The sequence below is a fragment of the Bradyrhizobium sp. BEA-2-5 genome (assembly GCF_032918025.1).
GTDB classification, from domain to species: Bacteria; Pseudomonadota; Alphaproteobacteria; order Rhizobiales; family Xanthobacteraceae; genus Bradyrhizobium; species Bradyrhizobium pachyrhizi.
The window spans coordinates 5,645,025-5,664,225 of record NZ_CP136629.1; the positions used below are offsets into that span (position 1 = coordinate 5,645,025).

General features: G+C 66.3%; 15 protein-coding genes. 4 read left to right on the forward strand and 11 right to left on the reverse strand.

Translation table 11 applies throughout. From position 1 onward, the window contains the following. Positions 1 to 11: 11 nt before the first annotated feature. From murJ to RX327_RS26730, 4 genes are all read right to left on the reverse strand, one after another. Positions 12 to 1,541 carry a murein biosynthesis integral membrane protein MurJ gene (murJ, locus tag RX327_RS26715; protein WP_317247613.1) on the reverse strand — a complete coding sequence of 510 codons (1,530 nt, stop codon included), beginning with the start codon at positions 1,539 to 1,541 and terminating at the stop codon, positions 12 to 14. Between the two features lie 42 nt (positions 1,542 to 1,583). After that, complete coding sequence (locus tag RX327_RS26720) at positions 1,584 to 2,735, reverse strand: DegT/DnrJ/EryC1/StrS family aminotransferase (protein WP_317247614.1); 1,152 nt, start codon at positions 2,733 to 2,735, stop codon at positions 1,584 to 1,586. 32 nt (positions 2,736 to 2,767) lie between these two features. Further along, positions 2,768 to 3,784 carry a Gfo/Idh/MocA family oxidoreductase gene (locus RX327_RS26725; protein WP_317247615.1) on the reverse strand — a complete coding sequence of 339 codons (1,017 nt, stop codon included), beginning with the start codon at positions 3,782 to 3,784 and terminating at the stop codon, positions 2,768 to 2,770. A gap of 251 nt (positions 3,785 to 4,035) precedes the next feature. Continuing rightward, positions 4,036 to 5,448 carry a mannose-1-phosphate guanylyltransferase/mannose-6-phosphate isomerase gene (locus RX327_RS26730; RefSeq protein ID WP_317247616.1) on the reverse strand — a complete coding sequence of 471 codons (1,413 nt, stop codon included), beginning with the start codon at positions 5,446 to 5,448 and terminating at the stop codon, positions 4,036 to 4,038. 352 nt (positions 5,449 to 5,800) lie between these two features. On the opposite strand from RX327_RS26730, the gene RX327_RS26735 reads away from it, so the two are divergent. Beyond that, positions 5,801 to 6,766 (forward strand): lysylphosphatidylglycerol synthase transmembrane domain-containing protein, encoded by a 966-nt coding sequence (locus RX327_RS26735; RefSeq protein WP_317247617.1) that lies wholly within the window; start codon positions 5,801 to 5,803, stop codon positions 6,764 to 6,766. A gap of 10 nt (positions 6,767 to 6,776) precedes the next feature. Then, positions 6,777 to 7,787 carry a glycosyltransferase family 4 protein gene (locus RX327_RS26740; RefSeq protein ID WP_317247618.1) on the forward strand — a complete coding sequence of 337 codons (1,011 nt, stop codon included), beginning with the start codon at positions 6,777 to 6,779 and terminating at the stop codon, positions 7,785 to 7,787. Between the two features lie 5 nt (positions 7,788 to 7,792). Here the strand turns inward: RX327_RS26740 and RX327_RS26745 are convergent, their stop codons facing one another. The 6 genes from RX327_RS26745 to rfaD form a co-directional block, all read right to left on the reverse strand. After that, the gene (locus RX327_RS26745) at positions 7,793 to 8,734 is read right to left on the reverse strand and encodes an NAD-dependent epimerase/dehydratase family protein (RefSeq protein WP_050384631.1); all 942 of its coding nucleotides are present in this window, start codon (positions 8,732 to 8,734) and stop codon (positions 7,793 to 7,795) included. Continuing rightward, complete coding sequence (locus tag RX327_RS26750) at positions 8,731 to 9,945, reverse strand: glycosyltransferase family 4 protein (protein ID WP_317247619.1); 1,215 nt, start codon at positions 9,943 to 9,945, stop codon at positions 8,731 to 8,733. The genes RX327_RS26745 and RX327_RS26750 overlap by 4 nt, the downstream gene beginning before the upstream one ends. 48 nt (positions 9,946 to 9,993) lie before the next feature. Continuing rightward, entirely contained in the window at positions 9,994 to 11,907 is a 1,914-nt protein-coding gene (locus RX327_RS26755; protein ID WP_317247620.1) for a nucleoside-diphosphate sugar epimerase/dehydratase, read from the reverse strand. Between the two features lie 84 nt (positions 11,908 to 11,991). Further along, positions 11,992 to 13,272 (reverse strand): O-antigen ligase family protein, encoded by a 1,281-nt coding sequence (locus RX327_RS26760; RefSeq protein WP_317247621.1) that lies wholly within the window; start codon positions 13,270 to 13,272, stop codon positions 11,992 to 11,994. An 8-nt stretch (positions 13,273 to 13,280) separates the two neighbouring features. Further along, the gene (rfaE1, locus tag RX327_RS26765) at positions 13,281 to 14,753 is read right to left on the reverse strand and encodes a D-glycero-beta-D-manno-heptose-7-phosphate kinase (protein WP_317247622.1); all 1,473 of its coding nucleotides are present in this window, start codon (positions 14,751 to 14,753) and stop codon (positions 13,281 to 13,283) included. Between the two features lie 18 nt (positions 14,754 to 14,771). After that, positions 14,772 to 15,752 (reverse strand): ADP-glyceromanno-heptose 6-epimerase, encoded by a 981-nt coding sequence (gene rfaD / locus RX327_RS26770; RefSeq protein WP_317247623.1) that lies wholly within the window; start codon positions 15,750 to 15,752, stop codon positions 14,772 to 14,774. Between the two features lie 135 nt (positions 15,753 to 15,887). Here rfaD and waaF point away from each other — a divergent pair, with 135 nt between their 5' ends. Continuing rightward, a complete protein-coding gene (gene waaF, locus RX327_RS26775) occupies positions 15,888 to 16,952 on the forward strand; it encodes a lipopolysaccharide heptosyltransferase II (protein ID WP_317247624.1) in 1,065 nt (354 codons plus the stop codon). Here the strand turns inward: waaF and RX327_RS26780 are convergent. After that, entirely contained in the window at positions 16,934 to 17,974 is a 1,041-nt protein-coding gene (locus RX327_RS26780; RefSeq protein WP_317251332.1) for a glycosyltransferase family 4 protein, read from the reverse strand. The genes waaF and RX327_RS26780 overlap by 19 nt on opposite strands. 138 nt (positions 17,975 to 18,112) lie before the next feature. Here RX327_RS26780 and galE point away from each other — a divergent pair, with 138 nt between their 5' ends. Next, positions 18,113 to 19,126: a UDP-glucose 4-epimerase GalE gene (gene galE / locus RX327_RS26785; RefSeq protein ID WP_317247625.1), complete on the forward strand. Its 1,014-nt coding sequence runs from the start codon at positions 18,113 to 18,115 to the stop codon at positions 19,124 to 19,126. Positions 19,127 to 19,201: the final 75 nt, after the last annotated feature.

Here is a 19,201-nt window from a genome sequence, read left to right on the forward strand (position 1 = left end):
GACAGGTAAAACTATACGCGCCGGAGCGCGAACAGCCAGCCGCGGCCGAACAGAGTGAGGATCGAGAGGGCATAGACGAAGACGCCGACCGCAATCAGCAGCAGCAGGATCAGCTCGTCGCGAAAGATCTGCATCGGCGCGAACCACACATAGGCGAAATGCGAGGTCAGCCACAGCGCGACCGCGAGCAGGACGCCGCATAGCGCGAAAGTGCCGAAGGAGCGGATCAGCGCGCGATCGAGCGCGAGGTAGCCGCGGCGCACGGCAAACATCAGCACCAGCAGCAGATTGACCCAGGCCCCGATTGCGGTCGCGAGCGCGAGCCCGACCTGCGCCAGCGAGCCGACCAGCGCGATCTTCAGCGCGACGTTGACCGCGACCCCGGTCAGCGCCGCTTTCACCGGCGTTGCGGTGTCCTTGCGAGCGTAGAAGGTCGCGACCGCGCTGCGGATCATCACGAAGGGAATGAGCCCCACCGCATAGGCCGCGAGCGTGGCCCCGGCGCTTGCGGCATCGGCCTTCGAGAAGGCGCCGCGGGCGAACAGCGCACGCATGATCTCGTCGGGCACGGTGAGGAAGGCCGCCACGAACGGGATCGAGAACAGCAGCGTGAAATCGAAGGCGCGACGCTGCGCCTTCATCGCGCCGTCATGGTCGTTGGCGGTGATCCGCCGCGACATCTCCGGCAGCAGCACCGTGCCGATGGCAATGCCGATGACGCCGATCGGCAGCTGGTTGAGCCGGTCGGCATAATAGAGCGCCGACAGCGCGCCCGCGGGCAGGAACGTCGCGATGATGGTGTCGGCGAACAGCGCGACCTGCGTGCCCATCGAGCCCAGCGTCGCAGGTCCAAGCGCCTTGAAGAAGCCGCGGACGTCTTCGTCGAGCTTCAGCGGCGCGAAGCGCGGCAGGCCGCCATGGCGGGCGAGATCGCCTGCCAGCAGGAAATATTGCAGGAAGCCGGAGATGAGCACGCCCCAGGCTGCGGCATGGCCCGCGGTCGGAAACCACGCGGCGAGCGCCAGCGTCATCATCATCGCGACATTGAGGAAGATCGACGCCGCCGCTGCGCTGGCGAAGCGCTGCATCACGTTGAGCATGCCGCCGTAGAGCGTCACCAGCGTGATCAGCAGCAGATAGGGAAAGGTGATCCGGGTCAGCTCGATCGCGAGCTTGCGCTGCTCGGCGTCGTCGCTGAAGCCCGGCGCGAGGATGCTCATGGCCTGCGGCATGAACAGCCAGGCGACGATCAGCAGCACCACCTGCGAAGCCAAGAGCAGCGTGAAGATGCGGTCGGCGAACAGGCTTGCCGCCGCCTCCCCCTTCTCGCCATGGACATGGGCATAGGCCGGCACCCAGGCCGCGTTGAAGGCACCCTCGGCGAAGATCGCGCGGAAATGGTTGGGCAGCCGCAGCGCCACGAAAAAGGCGTCGGCGACGGGGCCGGCGCCGAGGATCGCCGCAAGCATGATGTCGCGGGCAAATCCCGTCACCCGCGAGAGCAGCGTGTATCCGCCAACCGTGAAGATGCGTCCGAGCATGCGCTGCTTCTAGCGCATGATTGCGGTCTGAAAAAGTTCCTGTCAGGCCGAAAGCGCGCTGCGCACAGCCGCGATGACGCGGTCCTGCGTCGCCTCGTCGAGATAGGGGTGCATCGGCAGGGCGATGACGTCCTTCGACAGCCGCTCGCTGACCGGCAGGCCGCCGTCGGCAACCGGATAGTGGCTGTAGGCCGTCTGCTGGTGCACCGATTTGGGATAGTAGATCATGGTCGGGACGCCCTGCGCCTTCAGGGCAGCCGCGAAGGTGTCGCGATCGATGCCGTCGGACAGACGGATGGTGTACTGCGCCCACACCGAGGTACAGCCCGGGGCAAGGCGCGGCACCGCGACGAGGTTGCCGAGCGCGCGCGAATAGCGCTCCGCCACCTTGTTGCGGGCGGCGATCTCGTCGTCAAAGATCTTCAGCTTCTCGATCAGGACCGCGGCCTGCATGGTGTCGATCCGGCCGGTCAGGCCGAGACGGACATTGTCGTACTTGTCCACGCCCTGCCCGTGCACGCGGATGCTGCGCAGCGTGGCCGCGAGCTCGTCGTCATCGGTGAAGATCGCGCCGCCGTCGCCGAAACAGCCGAGCGGCTTTGCCGGGAAGAAGCTGGTCGCCGTGGCATGCGCGAGCGTGCCGAGCTTGCGGCCCTTGTAGCTCGCGCCGAACGCTTGCGCGGCGTCGTCGAGCACGAACAGGCCCTCGGCCTTGGCGATCTCGGCGATGGAATCGTGATCGGCCGGCTGGCCGAACAGGTCGACCGGAATCACCGCAACCGGCTTCAGCCCGCGCGCGCGCGCCGTCGCGATGCCGCGCTTCAGCGAGTTGACGTCGATGTTGAAGGTCTCCTTATCGACATCGACGAAAACCGGCGTCGCTCCGGTCAGCGTCACGACCTCGCCGGTCGCACTGAAGGTGAAGGATGGACACAGCACGGCATCGCCGGGCCCGACATTCTTCGCCATCATCACCATCAGGATAGCGTCGGTGCCGCTGGCGCAGCCGATCACGTGCTTGGCGCCGCAATAGGCCGCCAGCGCCTTCTCCAGCGCGGTCACTTCGGGACCGTTGATGAACTGGCAATGGTCGAGCACGCGCGCGACCGCGTCATCGATCGACTTGCCGAGCCGCCGGCGCTGCGCGGCGATATCGATGAAGGGAATGGGCTCAAGCTGCATATGCTGGTTCATGGAAGCTCTTTGCACGTGTTAATGAATGACAATCAGCCGGCGATGCGGCGCGGTCCCTTGCGCATCGTCGAGGCGGCGGGCCGTGCGGGCGATTCCAGGCAGCGGATCGCGATCTCGAGGCTCGCCACGCCCTCGTCGCCGGACACGGCCGGCAGCTTGCCGCCGCGTACGGCATCGAGGAACGCGATCAGCTCGGCGCGCAGCGGCTCATCGTGGCCGACCGGCAGATGCCGCATCGAGTAGCTGCCGTCGGGCTTGAAGCCGAAGCACTCGGTGACCTGGCGCGTGAGCAGATCGCCCATCACGTATTTGCCGCGCGTGGCGACCGTGACGCTGCGCGCCTTGAACGGCGTCAGCCAGTTGGTGTTGATGTGGGCGAGCACGCCGTTGGCGGTGCGGAACTGCAGGAGCGCGATGTCCTCGCGCTCGGCGACGGCGCTCGACAATTGCGGCTGCACCTCGACGATGTCGGATTCGGTGAACCAGCGGATCAGATCGATGTCGTGCACGGCAAGGTCGATGACGACGCCGACATTGGACATGCGCGGCGGGAACGGGCCGACGCGCGTGATGGCGATGGAGAGAATGTCCTCGCCCGCGATGGCCTGCTTGACCGCGGCGACCGCGGGATTGAAGCGCTCGACATGGCCGACCATCAGCGTCACGCCGGCCTTCTGTGCCGCGGCGACGATCTCGCGGCCCTCTTCCACGGTGGAGGCGATCGGCTTCTCGACCAGCACGTGGATGTTCTTGGCGATGCAGGCGAGCGCGACCTCGTGATGCAGATGGGTGGGCGCGGCGATGGTCACGGCGTCGACGCCTTCGGCGAAGAGCTGGTCGAGGCTTTCGAAGGCGCGGCAGCCGACCAGGTCGACGGCGCGCGTGCGATGTTCCGGCAGCGGATCGACGATGCCGATCAACAGCACCCCGGGCAGTCCGGCAAGCACGCGCGCGTGGTTGCTGCCCATCACGCCGGCACCAATGACGCCGACGCGCAATGCGCGGCCGATATCGGCCTTCGCGCCGGCTGCGGACACTTTTGCATTCATATCGTAGACCCCAAGTAACGTTCTGGCGGTTGTCCCGGCTTCTCAGGGAGCCATCCCGGCTCCGAGGGAATCAGCACCAAGGCCCCTCTGCCCGATCCGCGCCTTTGGCGCAAATCACGACCCGCTTCGTTGGCAGCCGCTATAGCACGGCGTCACAAATGTGGCGAATGCCAACGGCGATATCCGGACACGTTTTGATTCAAAGAGTTACATCGCCCGCGACTCGATCTTGAGCGCGGGCCCCGTTCGCCTCAGGTGCGCCGATAGTCATCCTCGATGCGGATGATGTCGTCCTCGCCGAGATAGCTGCCGGTCTGCACCTCGATCAGCTCCAGCTGGATCTTGCCGGGGTTCTCCATCCGGTGGACGGCGCCCATCGGGATGTAGATCGACTCGTTCTCATGCACCGTCTTCACGGTCTCGTTGACGGTGACCTGGGCCGTGCCCCGCACCACGATCCAGTGCTCGGCGCGATGATGGTGCTTCTGCAGCGACAGGCGCCCACCCGGCTTCACCACGATGCGCTTGACCTGGTGGCGCTCGCCATTGTCGACGGACTGATAGCTGCCCCAGGGCCGATGCACCTTGATGTGGTTCTCGGTCACCTCCGGCGCCGCCACTTTCAATTTCGCGACCAGCCGCTTCAGGCCGTTGGCATCCTTCTGGCGCGAGACCAGGATCGCGTCGGCGGTGGCGACCACGACGAGATCGTCGACGCCTTCGAGCGCGACCAGCGCGGAATCGGTGGTGACGTTGCAGTTGCGGGAATCCTCGAACACGGCGGTGCCATGCGCCGCGTTGCCGAGGCTGTCCTTGTCGGCGAGCTCCCAGACCTGGCGCCAGGAGCCGACGTCGGACCAGCCGCACGACACCGGCACCACGGCCGCGCGCGAGGTCTTCTCCATCACCGCATAGTCGATCGAGATCGCCTTCGCCGCGCCGAACGCCTCGGGCTCCAGCGTGACGAAGCCGAGATCGCGGCCCGCCGACGCAACCGACAGCTCCACCGAGGCCACGCTGTCCGAATCGACATTGCGGTACTCGTCGAGCAGCACGCTTGCGCGGAACATGAAGTTGCCGCTGTTCCAGAGATAACCCGAATTGACGTAGTCGGACGCCTTCACCGCGTCCGGCTTCTCGACGAAGCGCGCAACCGCATGCACCTCGCCGGAAATCACCTCACCCGGATTGATGTAGCCGTATTCGGTCGCCGGCCGCTCCGGCTTGACGCCGAAGGTGACGATGCGCCCGGCGTCCGCAGCCACCAATCCGCCGCGGCACGCGGCGACGAAGGCCGCGGTGTCCCGCACCAGATGGTCGGCGGCGAGCGCGAGCACGATCGCTTCACTGTCGCGGTTCTGCGCGAACACCGCGCCCGCCGCGATCGCGGGGCCGGAATCGCGCCGCATCGGCTCGAGGATCACGTCGGCCTCGATGCCGATCTCGGCGAGCTGCTCCAGCACCATGAAGCGATAGGCCGCATTGGTGATGACGATCGGGCGATCGAACAGCGAGGGATCGGACACGCGCAGCAGCGTGTCCTGGAAGGTCGAGCGCGTGCCGAACAGCGGCAGGAACTGCTTGGGGCGAACCTCGCGCGAAGCGGGCCACAGCCGCGTGCCGGCACCGCCGCACATGATCAGGGGAATAATTCGTCGATCCATCGATGCCTCAAGTCCTGTCGTGCAAGTCCTGTCGTATCCGCCTGCGGATGACACACCAAATCGGCCCGGGCCGTCGCGGCCGGCGGCCCTGTTGCCTCGGAAGCACTATCCAAGCAGTAGCACGCGCCCCCGCGCGTCTGGTCGGATTTTACCGGTAACGTAAACCCCCGGTGAGTGGCCGGCCGTCCCCCGTTCCGGCCTCTTTAGCCACCCCTTCGCGCCTGCCGCAATAGGGACCAGTACGGGTATTGCCAGATCGGCGCGGAAACCATACCAAGGCGACGAATTTGGGCGCGCGAAAGCGTTTTGCGCTGTTTTTGACACATTCTGAAACCTGGCAGCGCGAACGGAAATGCGCCGAATCCTGCTTTCGACCGTCAAGATCCTGATCTCGGCCGCGCTGCTCTATTTCTCGCTGCGCAAGGTCAATCTGTACGACCTTGCCTCCCGTATCCAGGTCGAGAGCCTGGGCTGGCTCGGCCTCGCGATCGCGGTCACGTTCCTGCAGATCTTCCTCGGGGTGTTGCGCTGGCGGGAGATCAGCGTGGAGTGCGGCGCCCCGCTGGAGACCGGCCAGGCCATGCGCTACAACGTGATCGGCTCGTTCTTCAACCAGACCCTGCCGTCGGCGATCGGCGGCGATGCGGTCCGGCTCTGGCTGGTCGCGCGCGCCGGCGCCGGCTGGCGTGCGGCGACCTACTCGATCTTCGTCGACCGCGCGATCGGCCTGATCGCGCTCGCGGTTCTCATCGTCGCCAGCCTGCCCTGGAGCTATCGGCTGATTTCCGATTCCCACGGCTGGATGGCATTGCTGCTTCTCGACCTCGCTGCACTCGCGGCCGGATTTGGCTTCCTGCTGATCGGCGTGTTGCCATGGGCCTGGCTGAAGCAATGGTGGGCGACGCATCACATCCACGCCTGCGCCGTCATCGCGAACCGGGTGTTGTTCAGCCGCAAGCACGGATTGAGGGTCGCAACGCTCTCGATCGCCATTCACGTGGTGACCGTCGTGATCGCCTGGTGCGTGGTGAAATCGATCACCGCGCCCGTCACCTTCGGCGAGATCTTCCAGTTGTTGCCGCCGGTGATGCTGATCACGATGATGCCGATCTCGATCGCCGGCTGGGGCGTGCGCGAAGCCACGATGGCGCTGGCCTTCGGCTACGCCGGATTGATCGCCAATGAGGGCGTCAACATCTCGCTGTTGTTCGGCGCGGTATCGTTCGTGGTTGGCGTGTTTGGCGGCTTGGTGTGGATCCTGAGCCCGGAAAAGGCCGCCAAGGGCACCGAACCGATCGAAGTCCCGGGATCGCAATAGTCGGACCAGAATGAGCGCTTTCGAAATCCTCCTGTCATTGATCGCGGCGGTTCTGGCTGCGTCGATCTCGGCTGTCCTGATCCAGGCGACCCGGCCGCTGCTGCTGCGTGTGGCGCTGGCGAAGCCGAATGCGCGCTCGTCGCACCGTATTCCAACGCCGCAGGGTGCCGGCATCGCGGTCACGGCGGCGACGCTGCTGGCGGGCGGCATCGTCATCGTCCTGGCCGGATCGCAGGACCTGACAATTCCCTTCATCGTCTTCGCAGCCTGCCTGTTCATCGCAGTGGTGGGCTTTGCCGACGACATCCGCTCGCTGCCCGTCGTACCGCGGCTGCTGCTACAGGCCGCCGCCGTTGCGGCCGTGGTGTTTTCCGCGCCTGATGGTCTCAGGCTGGTTCCGGCCGGTCCGGTCTGGCTCGAACGCGGCCTGCTGCTGATCGCCGGCGTCTGGTTCGTGAACCTCGTCAACTTCATGGACGGGCTCGACCTGATGACGGTGGCGGAAGTCGTGCCGGTCACCGTGGCGATCGCGCTGCTCGGCAGCTTCGGCTATCTCCCCGCAGCTCCCGTGCTGATCGCCGCCGCGCTGTGCGGCGCCATGCTCGGCTTTGCGCCGTTCAACCGTCCGGTCGCAAGGGTCTTCCTGGGCGATGTTGGCAGCCTGCCGATCGGCCTCTTGCTCGGCTGGTGCCTGCTGGAGCTCGCCCTGCATCGACAGTTCGCCGCCGCGCTGCTGCTGCCGCTGTACTATTTGACGGACGCAACGGTCACGCTGTTTCGCCGCATGGCGCGGCGCGAACCTTTCTGGGCCGCGCATCGCTCGCACTTCTACCAGCGCGCGACCGACAACGGATTCACGGTGTGGCGCGTCGTCGGCGAGGTGTTTGCGCTCAACGCAGTGCTGGCGCTGCTCGCATTCGCCTCGGTCGCCCTCAATTCGCTCACTGCGGACATCGCACTGCTGCTGGCCGGCGCGCTCGCCGTCGCCTGGCAGCTGCGGCGGTTCTCGCGACCGCTCTGATCGCCTCAGCTGTCCGTTTGACGCAGCGCGCGCCGCAGCCCCTCGTCGAGGCTGATCGGCTGCTGCCATCCGGTGCCCGCGATCTTGGAAAGATCAAGCTCGAGCGAGGCGAACAGGCTGTCATAGGCTTCCCTGCGGCCGCTGATCCCGAGCGCAATCTTCAACAGCGGCGCCGGCAGCCAGAACAGACGCGGCGAGGTGTCCGCCGCCCGGGCCAGGCGCTCGACGAATTCCCGCGTCGAGACCTGCTCGCGGTCAGCCACCAGGAACACGTCGAAATCATCTCCCGGGTGCGACAAGCGGTGCAAGATGAACGACGCGAGGTTTTCCGCCGACACGAACGCGCGGCGATTCTTCACATAAGCGAGCGGTAGCGGCATGCGATTGATCACGGCACGCTTGAGCAACGCGAAATTTCCCTTCGCGCCGGCGCCGTAGATCAGCGGCGGCCTGATGACGGTCACCCTCATGCCGCTGCCCGGCACAATTTCCTTCAAGCCAACCTCGGCGGCCGCCTTCGAGTTTCCGTAGAGGCCGCGCGGTGTCAGGACGTCGTCCTCGCGAAACGGAGGACGCCCGTAATTGCTGCGCCCATGCACCAGGATCGTGCTGACGAAAATGAAATCGCGCACGCCGGCAGCGGCCGCGGAACGCGCCAGATGCAGCGTGCCCTCGATATTGACGTTGCGGTAGAGCTCGATCGCCTGTTCGTCGGACTGCTGGTGAACGCGGGCCGCAAGATGAACAACCGCGTCCACGCCATCGAGCGCCGCGCCCCAATTGGTGACCGGGCTGAGCGAGCCGATCGTCACGTCGTTGGCATCTTGCGGCGCCGTTCGCACCGCGCGTCGCACCGCCCAGCCGTTGCGCGCCAATACGGGCACCACATGGCGGCCGACAAAGCCGCTGGCGCCTGTGACCAGAACCGTCCGGCGACCATCATTCATACCGTCCGCTCCACATCGCGATTGGATAGCAGCTCCCGGACCAGCGCAGCGTAGCCCGCCAGCGCCCGCTCGGGACTGAAGGTCTGCGCGGTCGCGACCGCGCGCTCGGCCATCGCGGCGTCCTGTGATCGCGACGCCTGGCGAATGGCATCGGCGAGTTGATCGGGCCTTGCCGGCGTGACGACCCAGCCGAGCCGGTTTTCGCTGACTGTGAGCGCGGCCTCGGCCTCGGGCTCGGAGACGAGAATGACGGGACGGCCGGCCGCGAGCAGATTGTAGAACCGGCTCGGCACCGACACGCCGGCGACGTCCTTGCGATAGGGAATGAGCCAAACGTCCGCGCTGGAGAGCAGCGCATCGAGCTCGCTGTCCGCGACGCGCTCGACCAGCGTGACGTTGGCAAGCCGCGCGGCGGCCTGCAGCTCCTTGAGCCGCGCGAAGCCGATGCCCCATCCCGAGAGCAGGAAATGGATCTCGCCTTCGTCACGCAGCAGCCGCGCGGCCTGGAAGACGATGTCCGGATCGTGGGTGAAGCCGAGATTGCCGGACAGCCCGACGACGAAGCGGGCGGCGATGGCCTTGCGAAACGGATTGTCGGGGCTCACGGGACGGTTGCCGGGGGCGAGCGTGGCCCAGTTCGGGATGAACCTGATCTTGTCCTGTGTCATTCCGCCATATCGCAGCAGCAGCTTCTCGGCGTCGCGGCCGATCACGATGACAGCGTTCAGGGCCCGGAACATCAGCGCGTTGATCGCCCGCATCGCCCGCGCCACCAGCGAGGACGGCCGCAGCAGCCCGGCCATCACGAGCACGTCGGGAAACAGGTCGTGCAGGATCAGCGCCGACTTGGCCCCCTTCAACCTGGCCGCGGCGGCAACCGCATAGGGCAGCGCGAAGGGAGCGGTCACCGTCAGCGCCACGTCGCCCCGCTTCAGCCGCGACAACAGCGCAAAGAAGATCCGGCCGGTGAACAGCGCCTCGGCCAGCGCGCGCTTGATCAGCGCCGCCTTTCCCGGCAGCCAGTTCCTGATCTCGATGACGGCGGGCCGCCCGGGCGCCGGCGCCCGCGCCGAGCCCGGCATCCCGGAGATCACCATCACCTCCAACTCCTGCGCGATCCGTTCGGCGATCGCGGACATGATCGCGGCGGTCGTGCTGTGGTCCGGCGGATAGTGCTGGCTGACGACCACGACTTTTCGAGAACTACGCATCAATGGCTTTCGAAACGGTCCTGTCTCGGCGTCCGCAGAACGGCGCGGTCAGGCGGCATTCGATCCGAACTCGGGCACGGCGTCCTGAAGGACGGCGCGGATGGTCACACGGTCATCTCTCTCGATCGCATCCTCCAGCGCCGCGAGCCACTTGCGCAGCGTCGACATCGGAGGCTGGTTCGGCTTGGCCGCCATGACGCCGGCGACGCCGATTTCGAGCGTCGGCTCCTGGCTTGCGAACAGGATCTCGTGCAGCCGCTCGCCCGGCCGCATGCCGGTGAACACGATCTCGATGTCGTAGCCCGGCTGCAGTCCGGAAAGGCGGATCATGCGCTCGGCGAGATCGACGATCTTTACCGGCTGGCCCATGTTGAGCACGTAGACCGAGACGTCAGGGCGCTGCGTTCCGAGCGCGTGCGTGGCCGCGGTAATGACGAGATCGCAGGCCTCGCGGATGGTCATGAAGTAGCGGACCATGTCGGGATGCGTCACCGTCACCGGGCCGCCGGCCTCGATCTGCGCCTTGAACTTCGGAACCACCGAGCCGTTCGAGGCCAGCACGTTGCCGAACCGGACCGAGATCAGCCGCATCGGCGGCTTGGCCTTTGCCTCGGTCATCAGGTCATGATCGAGCGCCTGGCAGTACATCTCCGCAAAGCGCTTGGTCAGGCCGAGCATCGACACCGGCTCGATCGCCTTGTCGGTCGAGATCATCACCATCGCCCCGGCGCCGGCCGCCACGGCGGCATCCGCAACGTTGATCGAGCCGAAGATGTTGGTCTTGACGCCTTCGCTCCAGTCGCGTTCGAGGATCGGAACGTGCTTGAGCGCCGCGGCGTGGAACACGATGTCCGGCCTGAACTCCGCCATCAGGCGCATGATGCGCTCGCGGTCGCGAATGTCGGCGATCCGCCCTTCGATCTCGGGCCCGGAGTCGCGCGCGGACAGCGCCTCCGTGATCGCGTAGAGCGCCGGCTCGGAGTTTTCCGCGATCAGGAGCCGCGCGGCGCCGAAGGCGACGACGCGCTCGCAGATTTCTGCACCAATCGAGCCGCCGCCGCCGGTGACGATGACGGCCTTGCCCCTGATCAGCGCTTCCAGGCGCCCATAGTCGATCGTCTCGCTCGGCCGCAGCAGGAGGTCCTCGACCGCGACCGCGGTGAGCCGCGGCGTGTCGCCGCTCTCCAGCGAGGGCATGCGACTGACCATCACGCCGAGCCGCCGGGCGCGCATCAGCACGCTCTCCGGATGCGCTTCGGGTTCGAAGGCCGACGGTGTCATGACCACGCGCTTGATCGGCCGCTGGCGGGTCTCGAAATCCCAAATCACGGCCTCGATGTCGTCGACGCCGCCGACCACGGGAATGTTGCGGATCATCTGGCCGCGGTCCGCGTCCGACGGCGAGAGCACGCCGACCGGCCAGAGCCGCTTGATGGCGCCATTCTCGATGCCACGCAGCACGACTTCGGCATCGGCCGTACGTCCGACCAGCAGCGCCGGCGCGGCGTTGTCGGATCGGGCATGCAGTCGCGTGCGTGAATAACGGAAATAGCGGTAGCCGAGGCGCAACGCGCTCAGCGCGAACACCTCGAGGAAGAAGAACAGGATGATCGTGACCCGGCCGAGGAACACCGGGCTTTGCGAATTCGTTCCGGTGAAGAAGTAGACGTAGTCCAGCACGACCAGTGCCAGCGTCAGCACGGCTGCGACCCGCAGGATGTTCAGCGCGTCCGGCAGCGAGGTGAAGCGCCATTTCGCCGTGGTCAGATTGGAGAAATAGCTGACGAAAACGCTGAACAGCACGAACCAGGGCAGAATGAGCAGCAGATGCGGGAGTCGATCGGTGAGAAGGCTGCCCTCGAAACGCAGATAGAAGCTCGCCAGCAACGCGAACGTCGTCGCGAGCGCGTCATGCACCAAAATCAGGAAATTGCGCAGGGTGAGTTGTGAAAGGCGCGTCATCTAACGGACGGGTTGCCGGCAACTGGGAGTTCGCGATGGGACATTGGCAGGCTGATAGCGTATCTGCAGAGCCCTTGCCAGCGATCATGGACGAGCAGGAGGTTCGGGTTCCATATCGGCCCGCAATTGCCCCTTCAACGCCATGCCGCCCGCAACTCCGACGCCCAGCACATACATCCAGCCCTCGTGAAAGTCGAAGATGTGTGAATTAAACAACGAACTAGAAATATTCTGTACCACGACGAGAAGCCCGATCCAGTTGACGAGACCGTCGCCGCGGAACAGCAAAAGGTGCAGGAGCCACATTGCGTACAGTATCGCTACACCCACAATGCCCCACTGCACGGCGACGTTCAACGTTTGATTGTGGGGGTTTCCGATCACTTCGCCGGAAGCCTGGGTCGCACCGCCCTTCGCGACGCGCTCGAACAGGCCCCGCGTCGCGCCGGTGCCATGGCCGATGACCGGCGCCTCCGCGAAGAAGTCGAGCGACTTTCGCCAGAATTCGAGCCGCAGGCCCAGCGAGGTCGGCTCGTTGCGCTGCATGTAGAGCTTGTAGTCGCGCTCGAACGACTCCGCCGTCGAGCGCAATTGCGGCGAGCCATACCACGCCACGACGGCTAACGCGGCGGCCGCGCAAAGGATCAGGACGATGCTGCGCCAGCGCAGATGGAGCAGCGCAAACACCGCGAACATAATCGGAACCGTCACCAATGCAGTCCGCGACACCACCACCATCGCCATGTTGGCGAACAGGCTGAGCGCAATCGCAATCAGCAACATGGCCGGCAGGATGCGTTTGGCCCGCAGCAGCATCACGATCGGATAGGCGAGCGCGACCGCGCAGAGCGTGAATTCCTGGCTCTGGTCGATGTAGTTCTTGACGAAGATTCCCTGCTCGCCCGGAGCGGGCGCCCTCAGCGCGAGGTGCGGATAGGCAAGCACCAGCCAGGACATCACCGACAACAGGGCGCAGGACACCAGGAAGGCGATGAAGACCCAGTGTCCGCGCGGCGAGCGCTCGAAATGATACAGCAGGACCGGCAGCACGAGCAGCTTGACGGTCGGCCCGACCGCGTAGAATCGCAAGCCCCAGGCCGCGTCCGACCAGAGCGTGCCGACAAGCGCGAGGCAAAACAACGCGACCGGCGCCAGGCAGATCGGCCGCTTCAGCAGCGCCCAGAACGCCTTCAGATCGACCGTCGGCGCAATCGCGATCAGCAGCACCACGCCGAAGATGCCGACCAGCGAGGTCGACCACGGCAGCGACAGCGCAATCAGGACCGCGACTACATCGGTCGCGGTCTGCCAGCGCGCCGGATCGCGCCAGGCCGGACACGCCGCGGCGGCTGCCGGGGATGCCATGCTGGCGCTCACGCCTTGCCCTCACGGGCCCGCGCAACGAGCGACGTCGTGCTGTGGCCGGGCAGGATCTCGACCAGCACCACCTCGCCGCCGGCGGCTTCGACGATCTCGTGGCCGACCACCTGCTCGCGGGTATAGTCGCCGCCCTTGACCAGCACGCTCGGCCGCACCTGCGTGATCAGATTGATCGGCGTGTCCTCCTCGAAGATCGCGACGAGGTCGACGGCTTCCAACGCCGCGAGCACCTCGGCACGCGCGCGCTCGTCCTGCACCGGACGATCGGCGCCCTTCAGCCGCCGCACCGAGGCGTCGCTGTTGAGCCCCACGATCAGGCGATCACAGGCGGCGCGCGCCGCGGTCAGCACCTTGACGTGACCGGGATGAAGGATGTCGAAACAGCCATTGGTGAAGCCGACGCGCTGATCCTGCCTGCGCCACTCCTCGAGGCATGCATCGATGTCGCCGCCGGCCGGGACGATCTTCTCCTCGGCCGCCAGCGAAGCGTGCGGCAGGATCCTTCGGCGCAATTCGGCGGACTTGACGATCGCGGTACCGGTCTTGCCGACTGCTACCGCCGCCGCCGCGCTCGCGATCCGCAGCGCACCTTCCCAGTCGGCGCCGCCCGCCAGCGCCAGCGCCAGCGCCGCGGCAACGGTATCGCCGGCGCCGGAGACGTCGCGCACCTTGACCGGCAGCGCCGGCACATGGATCAACTCGCCGCCCCGCGTCACCAGCGTCATGCCGCGCTCGCCCTGCGTCACCAGCATCGCCTCGCAATCCGCGAGGTACATCGCATCGGGCGCGGCCTGCGCAATGCTGTCCTGGCTGTCGGCGCGGCTGCGGGTCGCCTCGGCGAATTCCTTTCGGTTCGGCGTCAGCACGGTCGCGCCGCGATAGATCGCGAGATTGGCGCTCTTGGGGTCGACGATGACGCGCTTTTTCGCCTGGCGCGCCGCGTCGATCACGTTGCGGATCACGCGCGCGGTCAGCACGCCCTTGGCATAGTCGGACAGCAGCACGATGTCGGCGCGCGCGATCTGCGGCAGGATCGCGTCGATCAGTTGCTGCTCGATGGCCGGTGCGGCCGGCGCGGCGAGCTCCCAGTCGGAGCGCAGCATGTGGGTCGAGAATTGCTCGGAGACGAAGCGCACCTTGCGCGTGGTCGGACGCGCGGCGTCGCGCAGCAGCACGGTCTCGATAGCGGGCTCCTTCGCCAGCGCTTCGGCCAGCACCGCGCCGGCATCGTCCTCGCCGACGAGGCCGACGAAGATGCAACGCGCGCCGAGCGACGCGACGTTGCGCGCGACGTTGCCGGCGCCGCCGATGTGAATCTCGCTGCGCTGGGCGGTGATGACCGGCGTCGGCGCTTCCGGCGAGATCCGCGACACCTCGCCATAGACGAACTCGTCCAGCATGATGTCGCCGATGCACAGCACGGTCTGGCCGGACATGGCACGCGAGATCGCTTCAAAATCGAACATCAGTCACCGTCATCCGCTCTAGCGATAGCGATCCGCGCGATCGAGAAAGCCCTTCACATAGGCCCCGACTGCGTCTTCCAGGCGAGTGAAACCGCCATTGTATCCGGCGCGTCCGAGACGATCGACGACGCTCTGGGTGAAGTACTGGTAACTGCCGCGAATCTGCTCGGGCATGTCGACATACTGGATGTTCAGCTCCAGCCCGAGCGCGCCATAGGCCGAGACGATCAGATCCTTGAAGCTGCGCGCCTTGCCGGTGCCGACGTTGAACAGGCCGGACACCGACGGCGTCGCCAGCAGCCACATGACGACCCGCACGACGTCGTCGACATAGATGAAATCGCGGCGCTGGTCGCCGTCTTCGATGCCCTCGCGATGCGACTTGAACAGCTGCACGACGCGGCCCGCCTTGACGTCGTCGAAGCGCCGCGCCAGCACGCTCATCATCGAGCCCTTGTGGTATTCGTTGGGGCCGAACACGTTGAAGAATTTCAGCCCGGCCCATTGCGGCGGCAGCGGATCGCCGTTCGCCACGCGCCCGGCGACCGCGAGATCGAACATGTGCTTGCTCCAGCCGTAGAGATTCATCGGCCGCAACCGCTTCAGCGCCTCGACCGATGCGTCGTCGTCGAACCCCTGTTCGCCGTCGCCGTAGGTCGCGGCCGAGGAGGCATAGATGAACGGCGTGGCATTTACCGTGCACCAGTCGAGCAGCCGCATCGAGAGACGGAAATTGGTCTCGATCACCAGGTCGCCGTCGGTTGCCGTGGTCTCGGAAATGGCGCCGAGATGGATCACGGCGGTAAGCCGCCGCCCCTTCAGCCAGTCGCCAAGCTCGGCCGGGGGAACGATATCCACAAGCTGCCGCTTGGCGAGGTTGCGCCACTTGCCCTCGCTGCCGAGCAGGTCGCAGACCACGACGTCGCTGCGGCCGGCCTCGTTCAGCGCGGCCACGACATTCGATCCGATAAAACCGGCCCCGCCGGTCACCAGCAACATGATGAAATCCCGCCAGATTCCTTTGCAGCCGTCAGCTTTGCCCCACTCCCGCGCCGCAGGCAACGACGGCTTTACCTCTCATCGCGAACCGGTTACCGACTTGGCCGCGCCCGATCGGCCTTGGCCTAGTTAGAAATGAATATTGATTCAATATCTGACATCGAAACACAGGATGCCGAGGATACCAGACCTATCCTCGTGGTACCCTATGTTTGGATCGGCGATTTCGTGCGCGGCCACACCGTGGTCAGGGTGCTCCGCAAGCGCTGGCCGAACCGGCCGATCGACCTTCTGACATCCAGGCTTTGCGCCCCTTTGGTCGATTATATGCCCGATGTTCGCGCCGGGATCGTGTCCGACCTGCCGCGCAGCCGGCTGGCGCTGGCCCAGCAGCAGGCCCTCGCGGCCGAGCTTCGCCGACGGAACTACGCCACCGCCCTGGTGCTGCCCCGGACCTGGAAGGCGGCGATCGCGCCGGCGCTGGCCGGTATTCCCGAACGGGTCGGCTTCGTCGGCGAGTTTCGGTTCGGCCTGATCAACCGCTGGCGCTGGGGCGAGAAGAGACTGCCCCGCTTCATCGACAAGAATGCGATCCTGGCGCTGCCCGACGGCACCGCCCGCCCGCCGGAATGGCCGGTGCCGCAGCTTCGGGTTCCCGCGGACGAAATCGAACGCTGGCGGCAGGCCAACGGCCTCGGCCGCGGTCCCGCCATCGCGCTCGGACCCGGCTCGGTCGGCGCCTCGAAACGCTGGACCTATTATCCGGAGGCCGCGCGCCTGTTCGCCGAACGCGGCTTCGACGTCTGGGTGGTCGGCGGCCCCGGCGAGAAGGCGCTGGCGCAGGAGATCACGGCAGCCGGCGGCCCCGGGGTCCGGGACCTTACCGGCACCGATCTGCGCAACGGCGTCCTCGCCATGGCCGCCGCCGGCGTGGCCATCTCCAACGATTCCGGCCTGATGCACGTCGCCGCCGCCCTGGACACGCCGACCATGGGCATCTTCGGCCCCACCAGCCCCTACCTCTGGGCCCCCCTCAACAGCCTCGCCGCGACCGTGCTGCAGACCAGGAGCAAGTTGTCGTGCCAGCCGTGCCAGCGCACGGTCTGCACCATGAACGACCATCGCTGCATGCGCGATATCGCCGCCGAAGAGGTCGTGGAGATTGCGCAGCGCGTGCTGGCTCAGGTCAGCGCGCGGTAGACCGCCGCGATCGCGTTTGCCTCGGCATCGAGGCTGAACTTATCCACAACTCGTTGCCGCGCCCGCGCGCCCATCGCCGCGGCCGATGCCGGATCGCGCATCAAGGGCTCCAGCGCGGCCGCCAGCGCGTCGGCGTCGCCGGGCGGCGTCAGCACGCCGGTGGCACCATCCTCCACCACGAGCTCGGCCGCGCCGGCGCGTGACGCGACGAGCGCGCTGCCCGCCGCCATCGCCTCGATCAGCGTCAGGCCAAAGCCTTCGTTGCGCGAGGTGAAGGCGTAGATCGTCAGCCGCTGATACCAGCGCTGCACCGCCTCGATCGGCAGCTCGCCTGTGATGACGATGCGCGATTGCAGGCCGGCGGCCTCGATCTTTCGCTTCAGCTCGTTGGCAAAGGCCAGCTGCTCCGGCACCACGGCGCCGACGATGACGGCGGTGAAATCGGGATAGCGCGGCAAGAGGCGGCACATCGCATCGACGAACAGGTCGGTGCCCTTCTGCGCCCGCACGCGGCCGAAGCAGCCGATCGCATCACGTCCCGGCAATCCGCTCTCGGCAAAGGCTGCCGCGCGATCGGCCGGCGGCGCATAACGATCGGTGTCGACGCCGTGCATCACCACGGTCGCGTCACGCTTCAGATAGGAGGCCGACAGCGGACTGGTGGCAATGATCGCATCCATGTTGCGGATCAGCCAGCGCGTGATCCAGCTGTGATGCCGCTGCGCCGCCGAGGTGAACACGAGTTTCAGCGGCCAGCCGAGCGCGCGCAACGCGACGCCTGCCATCATCTCGTTGTTGCGGCGCGCATGCCAGATCAGCGGCGATGCGCGCCGCCACAGCCGCAGGAGATCGGCAAACCCCATCGCGTCGATGCCGTCGGGCCGATGCGAGCCGAGCCAGGCTGCGCGAAACATCTTTGCGAGCTTCGGCGCGACCATGCGGTTGGTCGCGGTGACACCCGAATAGCGTCGGTGCAGATTGGGCACGATGAGCTCGAGCTCGCCGGCAGGTGTGTTCTCGATCGGCACTCAAGTCTCCGTTTCGTGCCAGTCCCTATACGCAACATTAAGCATAGTGACCAGTTCAGCCGCGCCGATACCCCCTCTTCACCGCACTCCCGCTAGCATCACCGGTTAAAGAACATCGGGAGAGCTCTATTCATGACTGTGCTAGTCACCGGCGGCGCCGGCTACATCGGAAGTCACACGGTCCTGGCGCTGGCGGAAGCCGGCGAGGACGTCGTCGTGATCGACGATCTCTCCACCGGTTTCTCCGCTTACCTGCCGGAAGGCGTGCCGCTGTTCATCGGCGATGCCGGCGATGAAAACCTGCTCGAAGGCGTGATCGCCCAGCACGACGTCGAGAGCATCATCCATTTTGCGGGCTCGGTCGTCGTGCCGGATTCGATGCGCGATCCGCTCGGCTACTACCGCAACAACTTCACGACCGCGCGCAACCTGCTCAACGTCGCGGTCAAGCGCGGCATCGGTCGCTTCATCTTCTCCTCGACCGCCGCCGTCTACGGCAATCCGGACCAGGTGCCGGTGCCCGAGCACGCGCCGACGCGGCCGCTGTCGCCCTACGGCTCGTCGAAGCTGATGACCGAGATCATGCTGCACGACGTCGCCGCCGCCTACGGCATGCAATATGTGACGTTGCGTTACTTCAACGTCGCCGGCGCCGACCCGCAGGCGCGCATCGGGCTCGCCACCGTCGGCGCTACGCATCTGCTCAAGATCGCGGTGGAAGCCGCGACCGGCCAGCGCGCCAAGATCGACGTGTTCGGCACCGACTATCCGACCCCGGACGGCAGCTGCATCCGCGACTTCATCCACGTCAGCGACCTCGTCGAGGCGCATCGCTCGGCGCTGTCCTATCTGCGCGCCGGCGGGCAATCGGTGACGATGAATTGCGGTTATGGCCGCGGCTATTCCGTGCTCGAAACCATCGAGGCGGTGCGCCGGGTCTCGATGCGCAATTTCGCGGTCGCCTACGCCCCGCGCCGGCCCGGCGACATCATGACCATGGTCGCAGACACCAGCCGCATCCGCAGCCTGCTCGACTGGCGGCCGCAATATGACGATCTCGAGACCATTGCAGCGCACGCCCTGGCCTGGGAGGACAAGCTGTTCCGGGAGCGCGCCGGCTCCGCGCGACAGGCGGAATCGGCCTAAAAAACAAACCGTTATCAAGCAGTTATTGTGCTTGAAAAAGCCCCGCCAAGCGGGCAAGGAGGTCCCGCAACCCTG

Coding starts and splice junctions, on each gene's coding strand:
- murJ (WP_317247613.1), bottom strand. CDS start 1,541: ATGCTCGGACGCATCTTCACGGTTGGCGGATACACGCTGCTCTCGCGG.
- RX327_RS26720 (WP_317247614.1), bottom strand. CDS start 2,735: ATGAACCAGCATATGCAGCTTGAGCCCATTCCCTTCATCGATATCGCC.
- RX327_RS26725 (WP_317247615.1), bottom strand. CDS start 3,784: ATGAATGCAAAAGTGTCCGCAGCCGGCGCGAAGGCCGATATCGGCCGC.
- RX327_RS26730 (WP_317247616.1), bottom strand. CDS start 5,448: ATGGATCGACGAATTATTCCCCTGATCATGTGCGGCGGTGCCGGCACG.
- RX327_RS26735 (WP_317247617.1), top strand. CDS start 5,801: ATGCGCCGAATCCTGCTTTCGACCGTCAAGATCCTGATCTCGGCCGCG.
- RX327_RS26740 (WP_317247618.1), top strand. CDS start 6,777: ATGAGCGCTTTCGAAATCCTCCTGTCATTGATCGCGGCGGTTCTGGCT.
- RX327_RS26745 (WP_050384631.1), bottom strand. CDS start 8,734: ATGAATGATGGTCGCCGGACGGTTCTGGTCACAGGCGCCAGCGGCTTT.
- RX327_RS26750 (WP_317247619.1), bottom strand. CDS start 9,945: ATGCGTAGTTCTCGAAAAGTCGTGGTCGTCAGCCAGCACTATCCGCCG.
- RX327_RS26755 (WP_317247620.1), bottom strand. CDS start 11,907: ATGACGCGCCTTTCACAACTCACCCTGCGCAATTTCCTGATTTTGGTG.
- RX327_RS26760 (WP_317247621.1), bottom strand. CDS start 13,272: ATGGCATCCCCGGCAGCCGCCGCGGCGTGTCCGGCCTGGCGCGATCCG.
- rfaE1 (WP_317247622.1), bottom strand. CDS start 14,753: ATGTTCGATTTTGAAGCGATCTCGCGTGCCATGTCCGGCCAGACCGTG.
- rfaD (WP_317247623.1), bottom strand. CDS start 15,752: ATGTTGCTGGTGACCGGCGGGGCCGGTTTTATCGGATCGAATGTCGTG.
- waaF (WP_317247624.1), top strand. CDS start 15,888: ATGAATATTGATTCAATATCTGACATCGAAACACAGGATGCCGAGGAT.
- galE (WP_317247625.1), top strand. CDS start 18,113: ATGACTGTGCTAGTCACCGGCGGCGCCGGCTACATCGGAAGTCACACG.